Below are 17,567 nucleotides of genomic sequence, written 5' to 3'. Positions count from 1 at the left end.
TCAGTCGATAACGAGAGTGCGTCCCGCCAGGGGATGGTTCAGGGCAACAGCACGATCGAACCCGTGGTCTTGCGACCCTCCAGATCGCGATGGGCCTGTGCTGCTTCGGCGAGGGGATAGCTCGCGCCGATCCGGACGGTGAGCGTCTTGTCGGCGACGGCGGCGAACACGTCCCCCGCCCGCCACAGCAGTTCCTCGCGGTCGCGGACGAAGTCGGCCAGTTTTGGGCGGGTCAGCAGCACCGATCCCGCCGAGTTGAGCCGCTGCGGATCGACCGGGTCGACCTTGCCGCTGGCCGCGCCGAACAGGGCGAGGGTGCCGCGCACTCGCAGCGACGCCAGGCTGGCATCGAAGGTCGTGGCGCCCACACCGTCGTACACCGCGGCGACGCCCTCGCCGCTGGTCAGCTCGCGCACCCGGTCGGCCAGGTCGTCGCCGTAGCGCAGCACTTCCGCGGCACCGGCCGTGCGGCTGAGCTCTTCCTTCTCGTCGGTGGAAACAGTCGTGATTACGCGCACACCCCGTGCGACGGCGAGCTGAGTGAGCATCGCGCCGACTCCGCCTGCGCCGGCGTGCACCAGCACCGTCTCACCGGGCTCGGGCCGGTACACCGATTCGAGCAGGTAGTGCGCGGTCATGCCCTGCAGCAGCGCGGAGGCCGCCTCCGGCGCCCCGACCCCGTCGGGTACCGGCACCGCTGCCGCCGCATCGATCGCGACGAGTTCGGCGTAACTGCCGGTCGCGGATGCCGATGCCACGCGGTCGCCCACTGCGAAACCGGTCACGTCGTCGCCGACCGCTTCGACGACGCCGCTGCCCTCCTCGCCTGCCACGTATGGCAGCGGGCGCTGGTAGGCGCCGGTCCGGTAATAGGTGTCGATGAAGTTCACGCCGCTCGCCTCGACGCGAACGAGCAGCTTGCCCGGACCTACCTGCGGGTCGGGTACGTCGGCGAGAAGGAGTACGTCGGGACCGCCGTTTTCCGAGACCTGGATTGCACGCATGGTTCCCGTTCTACACCCGGCCGAATCGGCCCCGGCACAGACCGCGCAGTATTCTGCTGGCATGACGACCGCGCCCACCGAAGACGCCCCCGTCCAGATCGCCGTGCCCGCGAAGGTGCGCAGCTCCGTCGAATCCTTTGCCGCCGAGCACGGCGGGTCGGCGAGCGCGGTGTTGCAGCCGATCGGCCGGATGGGTGTGCGGATCACGCTGGTCGGTGACGATGGCGTGCTCGGCGATCGGATGGTCAAGGACCTGGCGACCGCACGCGCCGTCGTCGACGCGGTGCCGTCGGTGACCGCCACCGAAGAGTGGGAGCGCGAACTCGTCGCCAAGGCCAACCCGCGCCGGGGCCACTGGGCGAAGATGGCCGGCTGGGTGGCGAAGCAGAAGCGGTTCCCGAAGGCCCGCAACGAGAAGTAGCGCTCGGCCCAGTTAGTGCGCGGCGGCGGCGCCGCGGGGCACTGCGACCGGTGCGACTTCACGCGTGCGGCACGACGCCCAGAGCGCGGCGGTCGCGGCGGTGCATGCCGCGGCCCCACCCACGTGGACCGCGACGAGCACGGCCGGGACGTCGGTGAAGTACTGCACCACACCGACGAGCGCCTGGGCGACGACGAGCGCGAGCACCACGTGCAGGCGTTGCTTGACCGCCGCGGACGCGCCGACGGCGTAGAGGCCGAAGCCCAACCCGACCAGCAGGGCCAGGTAGCCCACCAGGAACTGTGCGTGCAGATGCACGAGCGTGACGATTTCCACCTCGAGCCGGGCCACGGGATTGTCGATGCTCTTGTCGCCCGCGTGCGGCCCCGCCCCGGTGACCAGCGTTCCTGCGATCAGCACCCCGGTCAGCGCGACTCCGCACAAGCCGGTCAGCCAGCGCAGCGGAGCGGGCACCTGCACGGTGGGCACGCCGCCGTCGGGTTCGCCGATCTTGACGTAGAGAAGTACGGCGAGCCACACCATCACCATCGATGCGAGCAGATGCACGGAGACCGTCCACCACAGCAGCCCGGTCCGGACGGTGAGACCACCGAGTACGGCCTGCACCACGGTCCCGCCGGGCATCAACCACGCGAACACGAGAACCTCGCGACGGCGCCGGGCCCGGGTCACTGCGAGAACGATCAGCGCAGCACACAGCACCACCGCGAAGGTGAGCATGCGGTTGCCGAACTCGACGGCCTGGTGCACCACAGGCACCTCGGACACCCCGACGGGGGTGAAGCTGCCGGGGAAACACTGCGGCCAGGTGGGGCAGCCGAGCCCAGAGGCCGTGACGCGCACGACGGCCCCGGTCACCGAAATCCCGGCCTGGGAGAGGATGACCGCGATCGCGATCCACCGCTGCACGCGGAGTGTGGGCAGCGGAAGGCGGTCGACCAGGCTCAGAAAGCCGCGATAAAGCACCAGACCATGGTAGAGCCCGGTCCACTACACACCGTCGTTGGGATGAACGCCTGCGGCATTGCGGGCCGAGCCGCTAGCCCGTGATCCGCAGGATCCCCGTGAGCGTGCCTTGCAGCATCCGGCCATCGGGGGTGAGTAGCGGGGCCATCTGCAGGGTGTCGCTCGCGATCGTCGGCGGCAGCGGTTGTGAGGTGACGACGTTGCCGTTGCCCGGGTCGATCACCGTGTAGGCGAATCCGTCGAGCGGGGTGGTGAGGTCCAGCCCGACCCGAGTGGTGGTGTAGAGCTTTCCGTCGGCGGTGGACAGCCGCGGCACCGCAGCGCTGCGCACGGTGTTCTCCCACACCGTGTGGCAGCCGGTGTCGTCGACGTCGACGCGTGTCATGCCACCGGTGAACGGCGCGATCAGCGGTTCGGACGAGCCGGCACCCTCCGGGACGGTGGGGTACGGGTAGCCGTAGGTGCTTGCAACGACGATCGTGCGGCCGATGCCGACCGGGGAGTTCTCGCTGCCGGGTCCGCCCTTGGTGAGCACCGGTTGCGAGCAGACCTGCGCACCGCTGCCGGAACGGAACACGAGCGCATGGACCTGCTTGTCGGCGTTGTCGACGATCGTGAGGTATTCGGCGCCGTTGCCGGGCCCGAAGTAGGTCGGGGTCGAGCCGGTGCCCCAGCTCAGCATGCCGGGCTTGCGGCCCGGGCCGCGATCGTATTCGGCTCGCCACAGCACCTGCGGCCGCCCCGACGCGTCGGCCGCGAGTTCGTAGAGCGCGTGCGTGGTGGCCACCGCGGTGCGTCCGGCCGGTGACGTGGAGATGCTGTTCTGCACCTGCTCACCGGCGCCGAGCGCCACGGTCTGCGCCACGCCCTGGGCATCGACGGCTCCGACGACGCCGGCCGCGGTCGCGAACCAGACGGTGCCGTCGATACCGGGTGTCAGGCCGGTGACGCCGTCGCCGGCCGGGATCGCGGAGCTCAGGTCCGTGTCGGCGTCCTTGGTCAGCTGCCATTCGCCGTTGTTGGTGCGGGAGTGTCCGATGCGCACCAGGTGACCGTTGCCGTCGACGGCGACGAGCCGGTTGGCGTTGTCGACGAACGCATAGACCCCGCCGAGCAGCGTCCCCTTGGTTAGCGGGAAGCTCGCCAGCGAACCGCCCGACGAGCCGGTGGAACTACCGAGCGAGCCGACCCCACCCACGGTGGGATCGATCAGGTGGACCGTCGGTGTCTGGCCGAGAATCGCTGTGCACAAGGCGACGACCAGGCCATCGGACCCCTGCAGCACGGTGGGGCAGGCCGAGGCGAGCGGATACACCGACACTGCGATGTTTCCGGTGCCCGGTCCGGCGAACGGCGTGGCATCCGAGGACGCGGCGTCGCCGTGCATGGTCGCGGTGCCGGTCGGGCCGAGATTGGGATTGTCCGCGATCGGCCCCCACGGCGTGGTGGTCGCCGAGGACGCGCCCGCGAAACCGACGGTCAGAAGGAGAGTGCCGACGATGGCACCGACGATTCGCATCTGGACATATGACCACGGCCAGCGGAGTGAACGGAAGCGTTCACTCCGCTGAACGCACCAAATCTTCCATTCACGGCGCGCAAACTGGGGGTGTCGTCCCCGAGGCGCCGAATCAGGTGAAGCGGAACAGGCGCGCCGCGAGCCAGCCGCATACCGCGGCCCATACCGCGAGCACGGCGACGCCGAACCAGTCGATGTTTGCGTACAGCGCCTGCTCGAGTGTCTCGGCCAGCGCGCCGGACGGTACGAGCCGAGCGATGAAGCGCAGCGTGTCCGGCAGGTCGTCGGAGGCGAAGACGATGCTGCCGACGCCGAGCATGATGAACCACATCACGTTCGCCAGCGCGAGGACGACCTCGGCCTTCAGTGTGCCGCCGAGCAGGAGTCCCATGGTCGCGAAGGTGACGGTGCCGAGTGCGATGATCACCGCGCCGAGGGCGAGCCCGCCGATCGAGGGTCGCCAGCCGAGCGCGACACCGATGAGTCCGAGCACGATCGCTTGCAGCACGACGACGATGAGTACCGCGGCACTTTTGCCTGCGATCACACCCCAGCGGGGCAGGGCGGTGGCGCCGAGTCGCTTCAGTGCCCCGTATCGCCGGTCGAACCCGACGGCGATGGCCTGACCGGTGAAGGCGGTCGACATCACCGCGACCATCATGACGGCGGGCACGACCTTGTCGACCCGGTTGTCGCCGAGTCCGTCGAACGGCAGCAGACACAGACCGATCAGCAGCGTGATGGGGATGAACATGGTGAGCAGGAGCTGTTCGCCGTTGCGCAGCAGCAGGGTCAGTTCCATCCGGGTCTGCGCCGCAAGCATCCGAGCAGGGGGACTGGCCTGCGGGGCGGGTGCAAAGGTGCCGGGCGCAAACCGGGCACGCCGGACGGTCGCCTCGCCCGCCGGCCGCGCGGCCTTCTCGCCCACCGACCGGTCGGCGTCGCTGGCGCTCATGATGTTCATCCTCGCAGCTCTCGTCCGGTCAACTCCAGGAAGACGTCCTCGAGCCGGCGTTGATCCACCCGCAGATCAGTGGCGAGTACGCCGATCCGCGCGCACCAGGCGGTGACGGTGGCGAGTACCTGCGGATCGATTTCACCCACGACCAGGTACGAGCCGGGCGAGGTCTCCCGTGGCGCAAACCCCTCCGGCAGCGCGGCCTCGAGCAGGCTCAGATCGAGGTGTGCCGGCGCGGTGAACCGCAGTTGGCCCTCGGCGCCGCGGGTGGTGATTTCGGACGGTGTGCCGGAGGCGACGATCTTGCCGTGGTCGATGATGACCAACTCGTCGGCGAGCTGTTCGGCTTCATCCATCATGTGGGTGGTCAGCAGCACGCTGACCCCGTCGCGGCGAAGCGAGTCGATCAGCTCCCAGACGGTGTGCCGCGCCTGGGCGTCGAGCCCGGCGGTCGGTTCGTCGAGGAACACCAGCTCGGGTCGGCCGACCAGCGCGCAGGCCAGCGCGAGCCGCTGCTGCTGGCCGCCGGACAGCCGCCGATAGGAGGTGCGTCGGGCATCGACCAAGCCGAGAGTCTGCAGTAGCCACTCCGGATCGATCGGATTGGCAGAGTAGGACGCCACCAGGCCGAGCATTTCGCCGGCCTTGGCACCGGGGTAGGCGCCGCCGCCCTGCAGCATCACGCCGATCCGGGGCCGCAACGCGGCGGATTCCGCGATCGGGTCGAGCCCGAGTACGCGCACCGAACCGGCATCGGGACGGACGAAGCCCTCGCACATTTCCACGGTGGTCGTCTTCCCGGCACCGTTGGGGCCGAGCAGCGCGAGCACCATCGCGCGGTCGAGTTCGAGATCGAGGCCGTCGACCGCGGTGACCGGTCCGTACGACTTCACCACACCGGTCAGTCGCACGGCAGGTCCAGCTGAGGTCACGAGGGTCCAGCGTAAGCGTTCGTGCGTTGCACCGGCTGCGCCGGTCCCGGCTCGGCCCGCCAGGGGAGCACGTTCCGGGTCAGCGCGATGAGGACCGCGCAGGTGATGATCGTCGCGATCGAGGCCTGCACGATGGTGATCGGCTGGAACTCGGCGCCGTTGGGCATGAGAATCACGCTGACCACGGAAGATGCCACGATCGTGGGTATTCGGAAGGCCGGGGTGGTCGCCCATGCGGCCAGCGGAATGACGCCCCACAGCAAGTACCACGGCTGCACGACCGGAAACAGCAGGACCAGTGTGCCCAAGGAAACACCGAGCGCGCCGACCGCGTGGAGTCGACCGGTGAGCACCGCGATGAGCATCCGAAGTGTGACGAACGCCGCGATGAGGGCGGCGATCGGGCGGGTCAGGCTGAGCACGGCGGTGGTGTGGTCACCGAGGCCGAGCAGGACTCCGCCGAATCCGGTGATGACGCCGACCGAGGTCGGCAGTGACATCCAACTGCGCACCGCGTTCGCGGTACCGAGGGTGTGGATCCAGCCGAAGCCGAGCGTGCTCGCGCCGCTGATCAGCAACGTCACCGCCCCGGCCACCGCTAGCAGTAGTCCCGAGGCCGCGGCGATGGCCCGCAGATTGCCGCCCCACCGTCGCGCCAGCGCCATCCCGACGAATCCGAGCGCGATCAGCGACGGGATCTTGATGGTGGACGAAAGCGCGATCACCGAACTGCCGCCGAGGAGCAGGACGAGGTTGATGCCGCGCAATGGTGCCGCGGATTCGATGGCGCTGAGTGCGATCTCCATCCCGGCCAGCATCAGACCGAGCATGAGCGCTTCGTTGTGCACGCCGGAGACGAGGTGGAACAGCAGCAGGGGGTTCGCCGCGCCGAGCCACAGCGCACTCACCGCCGCGACGCCGCACCGGCGCGCGAGTCTGGGGAGCGCCCAGACGATCAGCGCCACCCCGAGCAACGCGAGCAGTCGGTGCATGAAGATGCCGACGACGATGTTGTCTCCGGTCACCGCCGAGATCGCGCGGCCGAGCCAGAGAAAGAACGGCCCGTACGGCGCCGGGGTGTCCCGCCAGATGGTCGGGACGGTGCGGGTGAGCACGTGGTCGACTCCGAGCGCCTGCGCCGGGCCGACGCCGTAGGGATCGAGCCCACGCGCGGTGATCTCGCTCTGCGCCAGATAGGAATAGACGTCGCGGCTGAACATCGGTGGCGCCACGCTGAGCGGAACGATCCAGAGCAGCAGCGTCCGGTCGAGTTGAGAGCGAGAAAGTCGACGCAGCGGCGCGCCACTGCTGGTCGACCCGATCGCGAACCTGCCGAGCAGCAACCACGCGAGAACCACGACAACCGTTCCGGTCATGGCGATGGCCAGCGACGATGTCTGGGTTCGGGCGAACAGTCCGAGGACTCGGACGCCCTGGGTGGGGTTCTGCAGCACCGGCTGGGCACCCGCGCCGAGAGCCCCGATCGCCATCAGCACGGCACCGGTGCCACCGAACCAGCGGACGTGACGCAATTGGACGAGTTCGCGGGGTGTCAGGCCGGGCGCTTCCCGCTCGTCGTAGTGCAGGACGGCGACGGTGTGGTCGGCGGGCGGGGCGTCGAGACCGAGGATGCGGCGTCCGGTTTCGACGGTCCGGTGCCAGAGGCGCCGGACCTCGAGCGACCGTTCGTCGGCCGTGCTCGAGTCCTGCTGCGGCGCCGTCACATCGCGCAGCCTAGTGCGTCGGTTTTGGCGTCCCGGCGAGACGGGAGAGCCCTTTCGCCGCTAAATCAAGCACGCTTGCTTTTTTTCTGACGCGATGTGATGCTGATCGCATCCTCGAACGACGGGAGCGCAGTGTGGCGGATCTCGCAACAATCCTCGACGACCTCACCGATGAAGGCGACGACCTCGACCGCCTCGTTGCCGGACTCGACGCCACGGCGTGGGCACGCTCGACCCCGGCTGCGGGCTGGACGGTGGCCGACCAGGTCGCGCACCTCGCCTGGACCGACGACGCCGCCATCCTGTCCGCCACCGTCCCGGAGCGATTCGCGGCACTGCTCGCCGACGCCTGGCGCAATCCCACCGGTTTCGTCGACGATGCGGCCCACGAATGGGCTCGCACACCGTCCGCCGACTTGCTCGGGCGCTGGCGCGCCGGGCGTGCCCGACTCGCCGCGGCCCTCGTCGAGGTTCCTGCCGGCCGCAAGCTCGACTGGTTCGGTCCGCCGATGAGCGCCGCATCGATGGCCACCGCCCGCCTGATGGAGACCTGGGCGCACGGACAGGACGTCGCGGATGCGCTCGCTTCGGTCCGCGCACCGACGCACCGGCTCCGTCACGTCGCGCATCTTGGTGTGCGCACCCGCGACTTCGCCTACACCGTGCACGACCTCACACCGCCCGCCGAAGAGTTTCGGGTGGAGTTGCTCGCGCCGGATGAGTCCGTCTGGACGTGGGGCCCCGACGACGCGGCCCAACGTGTGACCGCAACAGCACTGGACTTCTGCCTGCTGGTGACGCAGCGCCGTAACCGCGACGATCTCGACGTCACCGCGGTCGGGCCGGATGCGCAGCGCTGGATCGACCTCGCGCAGGCGTTCGCCGGGCCGCCCGGGAACGGTCGCGCGGCCGGACAGTTCGACGCCGGCGCGGCGACGTCATGAGTGCGATTGCTGCGCAGCCGGATTCGATCCGGATCGGCAACTGCTCCGGTTTCTATGGTGACCGGCTCTCGGCGATGCGGGAAATGCTCGACGGCGGTGACCTCGACGTGTTGACCGGGGATTATCTCGCCGAGTTGACGATGCTCATTCTCGGCCGCGACCGGATGAAAGATCCCACGCTCGGCTACGCGAAGACGTTTCTGCGTCAGGCCGAGGAGTGCCTGGGCCTCGCGCTGGATCGCGGCGTGCGCATCGTCGTCAATGCGGGCGGCCTGAATCCCGCCGGGTTGGCAATGAAGTTGCGCGAACTCGCCGGGCGTCTCGGTCTCGATGCGCGGATCGCCCATGTCGAGGGTGACGATCTCGGTCCGCGCGCGAACGAACTCGGACTCGGCGCACCGCTCACCGCAAACGCCTATCTCGGTGGATGGGGCATCGCCGAATGCCTCGACGCCGGTGCCGACGTCGTCGTCACCGGTCGCGTCACGGACGCCGCTCTCGTCGTCGGGCCGGCGGCGGCGCATTTCGGTTGGCGCCGCGACGATTACGATGCGCTCGCGGGAGCGGTGGTAGCCGGGCACATCATCGAGTGCGGCACACAGGCGACCGGTGGCAATTTCTCGTTCTTCACCGAGATCGCCGACCTCGGACGCCCGGGTTTCCCGCTTGCCGAGGTGCGGGCCGATGGCAGCAGCGTGATCACCAAGCATTCGCAGACCGGCGGCGTGGTAACTGTGGATACCGTTGCAGCGCAGCTGATGTATGAGATTCAGGGCGCCCGCTATGTCGGACCGGACGTCACGACCCGGCTGGACAGCATCGAGTTGAGTCAGGCCGGTCCCGACCGAGTGCTCGTTGCCGGTGTCCGCGGCGAGGCGCCGCCGCCCGATTTGAAGGTGTCGCTCAACATCATCGGCGGATTCCGAAACGAGATGACATTCGTCCTGACCGGCCTCGATATCGAAGCCAAGGCCGAACTCGCGCGCAAACAGCTCGAATCGTGGCTGACCACGCGCCCTGCCGAACTGGACTGGACACTGTCCCGGGTCGACCGACCCGACGCGGAGACCGAGGAGCAAGCCAGCGCACTGCTGCGCTGCGTCGTCCGCGACCCGGACCCGAACGTCGTCGGGCGCGCGTTCTCGAACGTGGCCGTCGAGCTGGCATTGGCGAGCTACCCGGGTGCCAACTTCACCTCGGTGCCCGGAAACGCCTCGCCCTACGGCGTTTTCACCGCCGGCTTCGTGCCGACCGCAACGGTCATCCAGGTGGCGGTGCTCCCCGACGGCACACGGCTGGAGATCGAGCCGCCCGGCGAAGCCCGGGAGCTCACCGACGTCGACCCGCCGGACCTGCCGAATCCGTTGCCGTACGGACCGTCTCGCCGCGAGCCGCTGGGCAGGGTCGCCCTTGCACGTAGCGGTGACAAGGGTGGCAACGCAAACATCGGTGTGTGGGTGCGCACCGACGAGCAGTGGCGCTGGCTGGCGCACGCGCTCACCGTCGACAGTGTCCGTCGGCTGCTTCCCGAAACCGAGGCGCTGACCATCACCCGGCACGTGTTGCCGAAGCTGCGCGCGGTCAATTTCGTCATCGAAGGAATTCTCGGACCGGGCGTGGCCTACCAGGCCCGGTTCGACCCGCAGGCGAAGGGACTGGCCGAATGGCTGCGGTCCCGGTACATCGATATCCCGGAGGAGTTGCTGGCGTGAGTATGTGGGACACCCCCGAGCGGCGCGAATTGCGTGCCACCGTCCGACGGTTCGTGGAGCGCGACATCCTGCCCGACCTGGACGAGTGGGAGCGCGCGGGCGAGTTGCCGCGCGAACTGCACAAGAAGGCAGGGGCGCTCGGACTCCTCGGGATCGCCTTCCCGGAAGCCGTCGGCGGCGCAGGCGGTAATGGCATCGACTCCGCGATCGTGAGCGAGGAGTTCCACCAGGCCGGTGCGTCCGGCGGTACGTTCGCGTCGTTGTTCATCTGCGGAATCGCGTTGCCGCACATGATTGCCGCGGGCAACCCGGAGCACATCGACCGCTGGGTGCGTCCCACGCTCGCCGGAGATTCCATCGGGTCCCTCGCGATCACCGAGCCCGGCGGCGGTTCCGATGTCGGTCACCTCACCACGAGCGCGCACCGCGACGGCGACCATTACGTCGTGAACGGCTCGAAAACGTTCATCACGTCCGGCTGCCGTGCCGATTTCGTCACCACTGCCGTGCGCACCGGCGGACCGGGTGCGGGAGGTGTCTCGCTGCTGGTGATCGAAAAGGGGACACCGGGTTTCACGGTGAGCCGCAGGCTCGAGAAGATGGGCTGGCTCGCCTCGGACACGGCCGAGCTGACGTTCGAGGATGTCCGCGTACCGGTCGCGAACCTGGTCGGCGCAGAGAACTCCGGCTTCGCTCAGATCGCGATGGCCTTTGTCAGCGAACGGGCCGGGCTGGCCGTGCAGGCGTATTCGCAGGCGCAGCGGTGCCTCGACCTGACGGTGCAGTGGTGCCGGGACCGAGAGACCTTCGGTCGTCCGCTGATCAGCCGCCAGGCGGTGCAGAACACGCTGACCGAAATGGCCCGCCGCGTCGATGTGGCGCGTGTCTACACCCGGTCGGTCATCGAGCGCGCGGTCGCGGGGGAGCAGGACCTCATCGCCGAGGTGTGTTTCGCCAAGAACACTGCCGTCGAGTCGGGCGAATGGGTGGCCAACCAGGCGGTGCAGTTGTTCGGCGGCCTCGGCTACATGCGCGAGTCCGAGGTCGAGCGGCAGTACCGGGACATACGCATCCTCGGGATCGGCGGCGGAACCACGGAAATCCTGACCGGACTGGCCGCGAAGCGTCTGGGGTTCCAGGCATGACCGCGCTGCGTTCCACCCTCGACCGCAACTCGGACGCCTATCGCGCAGCAGCGGAGTCGATGACGGCGAAATTGGCCGAGCTGAACTCGGAACTGGACAAGGCGGTCGCGGGCGGTGGCCCGGACAAGCTGGCACGGCATCGCAAGCGCGGCAAGCTGACTCCGCGAGAGCGGATCGATCTGCTGCTCGACGAGGATTCGCCGTTTCTCGAGTTGTGCCCGCTGGCCGCGTGGGGCAGCGACTTTCAGGTCGGTGCCAGCGTGGTGATCGGTATCGGCACCGTCGAGGGTGTCGAATGCATGATCATCGCCAACGACCCAACGGTCCGCGGCGGCACGAGTAATCCGTGGACGCTGCGGAAGAATCTGCGCGCCAACGAGATCGTCGACCAGAACCGGCTGCCGATCATCTCGCTGGTCGAGTCCGGCGGTGCCGACCTGCCGACGCAGAAGGAAGTGTTCATCCCCGGCGGGCGGCTGTTCCGTGACCTCACCCGCGCCTCGGCCAAGGGCATCCCCACGATCTCGCTCGTGTTCGGCAACTCGACTGCAGGCGGGGCCTACATCCCCGGCATGTCCGACCACACGGTGATGATCAAGGACCGGTCCAAGGTCTTCCTCGGCGGCCCACCGCTGGTGAAGATGGCCACCGGCGAGGAATCCGACGACGAGTCCCTCGGCGGCGCCGAGATGCATGCTCGCCGTTCGGGTCTGGCCGACTACTTCGCAGCCGACGAACAAGACGCGATCCGGATCGGACGCTCGATCGTGCGTCGGCTGAACTGGCGCAAGCAGGGACCCGCCCCCCGCGCGCAGGTCGGCGAGCCGTTGTACGACGCCGAGGACCTGATCGGCATCGTGCCATCCGATCTCAAGATCCCGTTCGATCCGCGCGAGGTGATCGCCCGGATCGTCGACGGCTCCGACTTCGACGAGTTCAAACCGCTCTACGGGTCGAGCCTGGTGACGGGGTGGGCGGAGTTGCACGGCTACCCGGTCGGCATCCTCGCCAACCATCGCGGCGTGCTGTTCTCGGAGGAGGCGCAGAAGGCCACGCAGTTCATCCAACTCGCCAATCGGGCGAACACGCCACTGCTGTTCCTGCACAACACGACCGGATACATGGTGGGCAAGGAATACGAGCAGGGCGGCATCATCAAGCACGGCGCGATGATGATCAACGCCGTGTCGAACTCGACCGTGCCGCATATCTCGCTGCTCCTCGGCGCCTCCTATGGTGCCGGGCACTACGGCATGTGCGGCCGCGCATACGACCCGCGGTTCCTGTTCGCGTGGCCCAGTGCGAAATCGGCGGTGATGGGTCCAGCGCAGCTCGCCGGGGTGATCTCCATCGTCGGGCGTGCTTCCGCGCAAGCCCGCGGCCTGCCGTTCGACGAAGCGGCCGATGCCGCGATGCGCGCCGCCGTCGAGAACCAGATCGAGGCCGAGTCGCTGCCGATGTTCCTGTCCGGCAGGCTCTATGACGACGGCATCATCGACCCCCGCGACACCCGAACGGTGTTGGGCATGTGCCTGTCGGCCGTGCACAACGCCCCGATCGACGGCGCCGCCAACTTCGGCGTCTTCCGGATGTGAGGCACCGATGGCAATCACGAATGTATTGGTAGCCAACCGCGGTGAGATCGCCCGGCGGGTGTTCGCCAGCTGCCGCCGAATGGGTCTGGGCACCGTTGCGGTGTTCTCCGACGCGGATGCGGGGGCGGCACACGTCACCGAGGCCGACGCCGCAATCCGGCTCCAGGGCAACACGCCCACGGAAACATACCTGCGGGCCGACCTGCTCATCGCCGCGGCCCGTGCGGCGGGGGCGGACGCGATCCACCCGGGCTACGGGTTCCTTTCGGAGAACGCCGAATTCGCCCGTGCGGTGCTCGACGCGGGGCTGACCTGGATCGGGCCGCCGGTCGCGGCCATCGAATCGATGGGGTCCAAGGTCGAGTCCAAGAAGATGATGGACGTCGCAGGCGTGCCCGTCCTCGCCGAACTCGATCCGGCCAAGGTCGCCGAGACCGATCTTCCGGTGCTGGTGAAGGCTTCGGCCGGCGGTGGTGGGCGTGGCATGCGGATCGTGCGGCGCCTCGACGAACTGCCGACGCAACTTGCCGCGGCGCGGCGGGAGGCCGAATCGGCGTTCGGTGATGCGACGGTGTTCTGCGAGCGCTACCTCGAGACCGGCCGCCATATCGAGGTGCAGGTGATGGCCGACGTGCACGGCACCGTCTGGGCGGTCGGCGAGCGGGAGTGCTCGATCCAGCGCCGGCATCAGAAGGTCGTCGAGGAGGCACCGTCCCCGCTCGTGGAACGCGTGCCCGGAATGCGGGAGCGGCTGTTCGACGCGGCGACGCTGGCGGCGCGGGCGATCGCGTATCAGGGTGCGGGCACCGTGGAGTTCCTCGCCGACGAGAAGGGTGACTTCTTCTTCCTGGAGATGAACACCCGCCTGCAGGTGGAACATCCGGTGACCGAATGCACCACCGGGCTGGATTTGGTGCGGCTGCAACTGCAGATCGCCGACGGATACCGGCTACCGGCCGAAGTACCCGCGATGCGCGGGCACTCGATCGAGGTCCGGCTCTACGCCGAGGACCCCGCGCACGGTTGGCGACCGCAGAGTGGTCGGGTGCACCGATTCGACATCCCGGCAGCAACAACATCGTTCGATACGTTGGTCACGCCGGGTGTTCGCCTCGACAGCGGAGTGACCAACGACAGCGCGGTAAGCGTGTTCTACGACCCGATGCTCGCCAAGGTCATCTCCTACGGCGCGACCCGCGAGGAGGCCGCGCGACTGCTCGCGAATGCCATGAGCGGGGCGCGGATACACGGTCTGGTCACGAACCGGGATCTGCTCGTCAACGTGCTTCGTCACCCGGCATTTCTCGCCGGCGACACCGACACCGCGTTCTTCGACCGCCATGGGCTCGACACGCTCGCTGCCCCTTTGGTCTCCGATGCGGGCGAAAAGCTGTCCGCGGTCGCGGCCGCGCTCGCGGATGCCGCGGCGAATCGCGATGCGGCGCCGGTGGGTCGCGGACTGCCCGGAGGTTGGCGCAACGTGGCGGGGCAGGCGCAGCACAAGGCGTACGAGAACAGGGCGGGCGAGGTGCACGATGTCCGCTATCGCCCCGGCCGTTCGGGGGTGGCGGTCGTCGATTACGACGATGTCACCGTGGTCGAGACGGCGCCCGACCGGGTTGTGCTCGATATCGGCTCGGTGCGTAGGCGATTCGAGGTCACCCGGTACGGCGCGCTGGTGTGCATCGATTCGCCGCTCGGTCCGGTCGCGTTGACGCGCCGGGCGCGGTTCGTGGACCCGGCCGAACAACTCGGCGCGGGATCGCTGCTCGCACCGATGCCGGGCACGGTGATTCGCGTCGCGGTGCAGCCGGGGGAACGGGTGCGCGCGAGCCAACCGATCCTGTGGCTGGAAGCCATGAAGATGGAGCACACGATCTGTTCGGCGACGGACGGGGTGCTCATCGAACTCAACGCGGAGGTAGGACGGCAGGTCGATGTCGGCGCCGTGCTCGCCGTCGTGGAATCAGAGGAAGCAGAGGAGAATTCGTGAGCATCATCGAAACCGAAGAGCAGCGCGAGTTGCGGGCAGCAGTGGCGAAGCTCGGTGCGCGGTACAACTACCGCGACTACGTGTTGCCCAAGGCGCGCAAGGGTGAGCCGCTCACCGAATTGTGGGACGAGGCGGGCAAACTCGGTTTCCTCGGCGTCAACTTACCCGAGGAGTACGGCGGCGGCGGAGCCGGCATCTACGAACTCGCCCTCGTCCAGGAAGAACTCGCCGCCGCCGGCGCCGGTCTGCTGCTGGTGGTCGTCTCGCCGGCGATCTGCGGCACCATCATCGCGAAGTACGGCACCGACGCGCAGAAGGAGAACTGGCTGCCGCGCCTGGCCGACGGCTCCACCAAGATGGCCTTCGGTATCACCGAACCCGATGCCGGGTCGAACTCGCATCAGATCACCACGACCGCGCGCCGGGACGGCGACACCTGGGTGCTGAACGGCCGCAAGGTGTTCATCTCGGGTGTGGATCAGGCCGAGGCGGTGCTGATCGTCGCCCGCACCGAGGACGCCAAAACCGGCAAGCTGCAGCCCGCGCTATTCATCGTGCCGACCAACACGGAGAACTTCGTCGCGCAGCCGATGGAGATGGACATCATCGAGCCGGACCACCAGTTCATGCTGTTCCTCGACGATGTCCGGCTGCCTGCCGACTCGCTCGTCGGGCAGGAGCGGAGCCCGCGGAGCGACCAGATGCCACCGCCAAACGCCGCGCTGATGCAGCTTTTCGCGGGACTCAATCCCGAGCGAATCCTGGGTGCCGCGATGGCGGTCGGCATGGCCCGCTACGCCCTCGACCGCGCGGTCGCCTACGCGAACGAACGCACCGTGTGGAAGACCGTCATCGGCGCGCACCAGGGCATTGCGCATCCGTTGGCGCAGATCAAGATCGAGACCGAACTGGCCAAGGTCATGATGCAGAAGGCCGCAGTGCTCTACGACCACGGCGACGATCTCGGTGCCGCCGAGGCCGCGAACATGGCGAAATATGCTGCCGCGGAAGCCGCGATCAAGGCGCTCGATCAGGCAATCCAGACCCACGGCGGTGCCGGACTCACCAGTGAGTACGGGCTGGCGTCGATGCTTGCCGCGGCACGCATCGGCCGCGTCGCGCCGGTCAGCCGGGAGATGGTGCTGAACTTCGTCGCCCAGCACTCGCTCGGATTGCCGAAGTCGTACTGATGAGCGACCGGTATGTCGGCTACGCATCGGGGGGTGGATTCGCCACGCTCACCCTGGATTCGCCGCACAACCGAAATGCCATCTCGGGCCGGCTCGTCACGCAGTTGCGCGAGGGCCTCGCGACGGCGGCCGCCGACGAGGATGTGCGCGCCGTGCTGCTCACGCACACGGGGGGCACGTTCTGCGCGGGCGCGGATCTGACCGAAACCGGCGAGCAGGATCCGGCCGTGGCGGCGGATCGGCGTACCCGCACGATGATCGACCTGCTCCGGAGCATGGTGGAGTTGCCCAAGCCGATCGTCGCGCGTATCGACGGGCACGTGCGCGCCGGCGGCATGGGCATCGTGGCCGCCTGCGACATCGCGGTGGCGGGGCCGTCGAGCACCTTCGCACTGACCGAAGCCCGGATCGGCGTGGCGCCCTACATGATCTCGCTGACCCTGCTGCCGCGGCTGAATTCGCGTGCCGCGAGCCGCTATTACCTGACCGGCGAGAAGTTCGGTGCCGCCACGGCGGCCGAGATCGGCCTCATCACGATCGCGGCGCAGGACGCCGAGACCGCAGTCGCCGAGCTCGCGGCCGAGCTCGGCAAGGCCTCGCCCCGCGGACTCGCCGAGAGCAAACGCCTGCTCAACGCGGCGGTCCTGGCCCGGTTCGACGCGGAGGCCGCCGAACTCGCCGATCGCTCGGCACGAGCGTTCGGTTCACCCGATGCGGTGGAGGGAATTACCGCGTTTCTGCAGAAGCGCCCACCGCGCTGGGCGCTCTAGGCTGCCGGGATGACCAGCCGCGAACCGAAACAGGACCGCAGTCGCGTGACGAGGGCGCGACTGCTGTCCGCCGCGGTGGACTGCCTGGCCGAACTCGGCTGGGGCCCAACCACCGTTGCGGTTGTCGCCGAGCGCGCCGGGGTTTCTCGGGGCGCCGCACAGCACCATTTCCCGGTGCGCGAGGACCTGATCACGGCGGCACTCGAGGTGATGTTCGAGCAGCGCACCGCCGCGGCGGCGGCCGAACTGTCGACGCTGCCGGTGGGCAGGGACCGGACGGAAGCCGTTGTCGCGCAACTCGTCGAGTATTACGTGAGCCCACTGTTCAAGGCCGCGCTGCAGGTATGGACCGCGGCGGCCGCCGATCCGGCGCTGCGTGCCCGCATCGTCCCGCTGGAGGCACGGTTCGGTCGTAGTGTGCATCGGCTGGCGATCGACGCGCTCGGTGTCGACGACAGCGACCCGACCACGCACCACCTAGTGCAGGCCACGCTCGACCTTGCGCGCGGGCTTGCGCTCGCGGACGTGCTATCCGACGATTCGGCCCGCCGCGGCGAGATTGTCGCGACCTGGGCCGCAACCATGCACGATGCGCTCGCTCGCACCGCGGTGCTCGCCGCGGGGGACTAGGGACGCTCGGCGACCGCTGAACGGCGATTGCGACGCCAATCCC

At 68.6% G+C, this 17,567-nt stretch carries 15 protein-coding genes; 9 read left to right on the top strand and 6 right to left on the bottom strand.

Features of this window, described 5'->3' with window-relative positions; translation table 11 throughout:
• Positions 1-38 precede the first annotated feature (38 nt).
• Positions 39-1,004, bottom strand: coding sequence for a quinone oxidoreductase (locus OG921_RS18560; RefSeq protein WP_266113991.1), 966 nt, complete (start codon positions 1,002-1,004; stop codon positions 39-41).
• A 61-nt stretch (positions 1,005-1,065) separates the two neighbouring features.
• On the opposite strand from OG921_RS18560, the gene OG921_RS18555 reads away from it, so the two are divergent.
• Positions 1,066-1,425, top strand: a complete 360-nt coding sequence (locus OG921_RS18555) for a hypothetical protein (protein ID WP_266113990.1) — start codon at positions 1,066-1,068, stop codon at positions 1,423-1,425.
• A 12-nt stretch (positions 1,426-1,437) separates the two neighbouring features.
• Here the strand turns inward: OG921_RS18555 and OG921_RS18550 are convergent, their stop codons facing one another.
• From OG921_RS18550 to mptB, 5 genes are all read right to left on the bottom strand, one after another.
• Positions 1,438-2,412 carry a heme A synthase gene (locus OG921_RS18550; RefSeq protein ID WP_266113989.1) on the bottom strand — a complete coding sequence of 325 codons (975 nt, stop codon included), beginning with the start codon at positions 2,410-2,412 and terminating at the stop codon, positions 1,438-1,440.
• A 73-nt stretch (positions 2,413-2,485) separates the two neighbouring features.
• The gene (locus OG921_RS18545) at positions 2,486-3,931 is read right to left on the bottom strand and encodes a hypothetical protein (RefSeq protein ID WP_266113988.1); all 1,446 of its coding nucleotides are present in this window, start codon (positions 3,929-3,931) and stop codon (positions 2,486-2,488) included.
• A gap of 112 nt (positions 3,932-4,043) precedes the next feature.
• Entirely contained in the window at positions 4,044-4,886 is an 843-nt protein-coding gene (locus OG921_RS18540) for an ABC transporter permease (RefSeq protein WP_266113987.1), read from the bottom strand.
• 5 nt (positions 4,887-4,891) lie between these two features.
• Entirely contained in the window at positions 4,892-5,821 is a 930-nt protein-coding gene (locus OG921_RS18535) for an ABC transporter ATP-binding protein (protein WP_266113986.1), read from the bottom strand.
• Positions 5,818-7,452 carry a polyprenol phosphomannose-dependent alpha 1,6 mannosyltransferase MptB gene (mptB, locus tag OG921_RS18530; RefSeq protein ID WP_266114259.1) on the bottom strand — a complete coding sequence of 545 codons (1,635 nt, stop codon included), beginning with the start codon at positions 7,450-7,452 and terminating at the stop codon, positions 5,818-5,820. Before mptB ends, OG921_RS18535 begins: the two co-directional genes overlap by 4 nt.
• 227 nt (positions 7,453-7,679) lie before the next feature.
• On the opposite strand from mptB, the gene OG921_RS18525 reads away from it, so the two are divergent.
• Genes OG921_RS18525 through OG921_RS18490 form a run of 8 tightly spaced genes read left to right on the top strand, consistent with a single transcriptional unit; the run spans position 7,680 to position 17,524 of the window.
• Positions 7,680-8,489 carry a TIGR03084 family metal-binding protein gene (locus OG921_RS18525; protein ID WP_266113985.1) on the top strand — a complete coding sequence of 270 codons (810 nt, stop codon included), beginning with the start codon at positions 7,680-7,682 and terminating at the stop codon, positions 8,487-8,489.
• Complete coding sequence (locus OG921_RS18520; RefSeq protein WP_266113984.1) at positions 8,486-10,201, top strand: acyclic terpene utilization AtuA family protein; 1,716 nt, start codon at positions 8,486-8,488, stop codon at positions 10,199-10,201. Before OG921_RS18525 ends, OG921_RS18520 begins: the two co-directional genes overlap by 4 nt.
• Positions 10,198-11,346 carry an acyl-CoA dehydrogenase family protein gene (locus tag OG921_RS18515; RefSeq protein ID WP_266113983.1) on the top strand — a complete coding sequence of 383 codons (1,149 nt, stop codon included), beginning with the start codon at positions 10,198-10,200 and terminating at the stop codon, positions 11,344-11,346. The genes OG921_RS18520 and OG921_RS18515 overlap by 4 nt, the downstream gene beginning before the upstream one ends.
• Entirely contained in the window at positions 11,343-12,941 is a 1,599-nt protein-coding gene (locus OG921_RS18510) for an acyl-CoA carboxylase subunit beta (protein WP_266113982.1), read from the top strand. The genes OG921_RS18515 and OG921_RS18510 overlap by 4 nt, the downstream gene beginning before the upstream one ends.
• 7 nt (positions 12,942-12,948) lie before the next feature.
• Positions 12,949-14,934, top strand: a complete 1,986-nt coding sequence (locus OG921_RS18505) for a biotin carboxylase N-terminal domain-containing protein (protein WP_266113981.1) — start codon at positions 12,949-12,951, stop codon at positions 14,932-14,934.
• On the top strand, positions 14,931-16,124 hold the full coding sequence (locus tag OG921_RS18500; RefSeq protein WP_266113980.1) for an acyl-CoA dehydrogenase family protein: 1,194 nt from the start codon (positions 14,931-14,933) through the stop codon (positions 16,122-16,124). Before OG921_RS18505 ends, OG921_RS18500 begins: the two co-directional genes overlap by 4 nt.
• Positions 16,124-16,894 carry an enoyl-CoA hydratase family protein gene (locus OG921_RS18495; RefSeq protein WP_266113979.1) on the top strand — a complete coding sequence of 257 codons (771 nt, stop codon included), beginning with the start codon at positions 16,124-16,126 and terminating at the stop codon, positions 16,892-16,894. The genes OG921_RS18500 and OG921_RS18495 overlap by 1 nt, the downstream gene beginning before the upstream one ends.
• 9 nt (positions 16,895-16,903) lie before the next feature.
• Complete coding sequence (locus tag OG921_RS18490) at positions 16,904-17,524, top strand: TetR/AcrR family transcriptional regulator (RefSeq protein WP_266113978.1); 621 nt, start codon at positions 16,904-16,906, stop codon at positions 17,522-17,524.
• The last annotated feature ends 43 nt before the right edge of the window (positions 17,525-17,567 follow it).

Origin of the sequence: Aldersonia sp. NBC_00410 (assembly GCF_026342035.1) — a bacterium.
Classification (GTDB): domain Bacteria; phylum Actinomycetota; class Actinomycetes; order Mycobacteriales; family Mycobacteriaceae; genus Aldersonia.
This window is presented reverse-complemented; position numbering and strand designations above follow the sequence as displayed.

Coding starts and splice junctions, on each gene's coding strand:
- OG921_RS18520 (WP_266113984.1), top strand. CDS start 8,486: ATGAGTGCGATTGCTGCGCAGCCGGATTCGATCCGGATCGGCAACTGC.
- OG921_RS18505 (WP_266113981.1), top strand. CDS start 12,949: ATGGCAATCACGAATGTATTGGTAGCCAACCGCGGTGAGATCGCCCGG.
- OG921_RS18490 (WP_266113978.1), top strand. CDS start 16,904: ATGACCAGCCGCGAACCGAAACAGGACCGCAGTCGCGTGACGAGGGCG.
- OG921_RS18545 (WP_266113988.1), bottom strand. CDS start 3,931: ATGCGAATCGTCGGTGCCATCGTCGGCACTCTCCTTCTGACCGTCGGT.
- OG921_RS18540 (WP_266113987.1), bottom strand. CDS start 4,886: ATGAGCGCCAGCGACGCCGACCGGTCGGTGGGCGAGAAGGCCGCGCGG.
- OG921_RS18495 (WP_266113979.1), top strand. CDS start 16,124: ATGAGCGACCGGTATGTCGGCTACGCATCGGGGGGTGGATTCGCCACG.
- OG921_RS18510 (WP_266113982.1), top strand. CDS start 11,343: ATGACCGCGCTGCGTTCCACCCTCGACCGCAACTCGGACGCCTATCGC.
- OG921_RS18555 (WP_266113990.1), top strand. CDS start 1,066: ATGACGACCGCGCCCACCGAAGACGCCCCCGTCCAGATCGCCGTGCCC.
- OG921_RS18560 (WP_266113991.1), bottom strand. CDS start 1,004: ATGCGTGCAATCCAGGTCTCGGAAAACGGCGGTCCCGACGTACTCCTT.